At 75.4% G+C, this 1,700-nt stretch carries 3 protein-coding genes and 1 pseudogene; 2 read left to right on the forward strand and 2 right to left on the reverse strand.

From position 1 onward, the window contains the following. Positions 1–176: 176 nt before the first annotated feature. Positions 177–587: pseudogene (locus tag JM949_RS38325) on the forward strand (CIS tube protein); the annotation flags it as partial. A 59-nt stretch (positions 588–646) separates the two neighbouring features. Here the strand turns inward: JM949_RS38325 and JM949_RS38750 are convergent. Together JM949_RS38750 and JM949_RS35755 are read right to left on the reverse strand one after the other, a co-directional pair. Next, the gene (locus tag JM949_RS38750) at positions 647–778 is read right to left on the reverse strand and encodes a hypothetical protein (RefSeq protein WP_255545715.1); all 132 of its coding nucleotides are present in this window, start codon (positions 776–778) and stop codon (positions 647–649) included. Between the two features lie 53 nt (positions 779–831). Continuing rightward, positions 832–975, reverse strand: coding sequence for a hypothetical protein (locus JM949_RS35755; RefSeq protein ID WP_203152448.1), 144 nt, complete (start codon positions 973–975; stop codon positions 832–834). Positions 976–1,038: 63 nt separating this feature from the next. Between JM949_RS35755 and JM949_RS35760 the strand changes: the two genes are divergently transcribed. Beyond that, positions 1,039–1,700: contractile injection system protein, VgrG/Pvc8 family (locus JM949_RS35760; RefSeq protein ID WP_309232462.1), on the forward strand; the 662-nt coding region annotated here is incomplete at its 3' end.

A 1,700-nucleotide genomic window follows, 5' to 3' on the forward strand; every position in this document is an offset into this window, starting at 1 on the left:
GAGACCGTGCAGGTGACCCGGCTCGCCGGCGTACGCCAACGGGGTGCCGCCGGCGGTCAGCTCACCGGCTCCGGGCTGGCCGACGACCCGCTGGTCTTCGCCCTCTGGACGACGTCGGGCCCCGCGCTGGACACCGCCCAACTGAATCGACTGGACCAGGAACAGGCGGGCTGCTGATGGAACGCGTCGCCTTCCTCATCGACTCCTCAGGGGTTCGGGTGGACTGCCTGCTCAACCCGGAGACCGTGCAGGTGACCCGGCTCGCCGGCGTACGCCAACGGGGTGCCGCCGGCGGTCAGCTCACCGGCTCCGGGCTGGCCGACGACCCGCTGGTCTTCACCGGCGGCGGCCGTACCGAACTGCTCCTCGACCTGCTCTTCGACGTCGACTTCGTGGAGGCGCAGCTCCGCCCGCCCGACGTCCGGGTGCTGACCCGTCCGCTGTGGATGCTTGCCGAGAACTCGACCGCCGAGCACGGCTGGTTGCGACCGCCGCTGGTCCGGTTGGTCTGGGGCAAGACCTGGAACGTGCCCGGTGTGATCGTCGCGGTGGCGGAGCGGTTCGACGCGTTCACCGGCACCGGGTCACCCCGACGGTCCTGGCTGCGACTCAAGCTGGTCCGCGCCGCCGAGACCGCCGACCAGGCTCAGGCCGGCTTCGCCGAGGAGTTGGCGACGACGAACACCCCGACGGCCGCACCGGGCAGCGCGGTGATCGCCGCCGGTGACGGCGCGGCCGAGCCGGGTCGGTCCGGTGTGCGCTTCGACCTGCTGGCCAACGACGCGCTCGGTTCGCCGCTGCGCTGGCGGCTACTGGCCGAGCACAACCGGATCACCGACCCCTGGCGGTGCCGGCCGGCACCACCCTCGCGGTCCCACCCCCCGCCGGTACGGGCGGCGGATCGACAGTCGCCGGCTCGGTGGCCGGGGCGGCGCGGGCGGTGGCCGGCGCGGTGGGCGCGTCGACGTCGGTCATCGGCGGAGCGTGGAGCGCGCTCGCCGCGAGCCCGACCGGACCCGGCAACCCGGGAGGTACGCCGTGACCAGCGTCGCGCCCCGGGCGCTGACCGTCCTGCTCGACGGCGCCGAACTGGCCGGGCCGGCCCGCCAACGGATCCGCTCGCTGCGGGTGGCGGCCCGCCTCGACCAGCCCACCCAGGCCGAGCTGGTGCTCGCCACCACCGCCGGGACCGGCGCGTTCGATCCGCCGGTCCACCCCGGCAGCACGCTCGACGTCCGGCTCGTCGACCACCCGGAGGCCCTGTTCACCGGGGAAATCACCTGCGTGGAGGTGGAGTACGCCGCCGACGGCGCGGCGGTGCTGCGGCTGCGGGCGTACGACCCGCTGCACCGGCTGCGCAAGCGGCAGGGGTTGCGGGTCTTCACCTCGGTGACCGCCGCCGAGCTGGCCCGGGAGCTGTGCGGGGCGGTGGGGCTGGCGGTGACGGCGGAGCTGGACGGGCCCCGGCTGGAGCGGCTCGCGCAGCACCGGCACAGCGACCTGGAGCTGCTGCGCGAGGTGGCCGGCCGGGCCGGGCTGCACCTGGCCGCCGACGGCGACGGGGTACGGCTGATCACCCTCGCCGGGTACGGGGAGCCGGTCCCGCTGGCCCTCGGCGCGAGCGTGCACAGCCTGCGGCTGTCCACGAACACCGACCAGGCCAGCGGCGCCAGCGCGGCGCTGGGCTGGCACCCGGCAAC

The organism is Micromonospora tarensis (genome assembly GCF_016803395.1).
GTDB lineage: Bacteria > Actinomycetota > Actinomycetes > Mycobacteriales > Micromonosporaceae > Micromonospora > Micromonospora tarensis.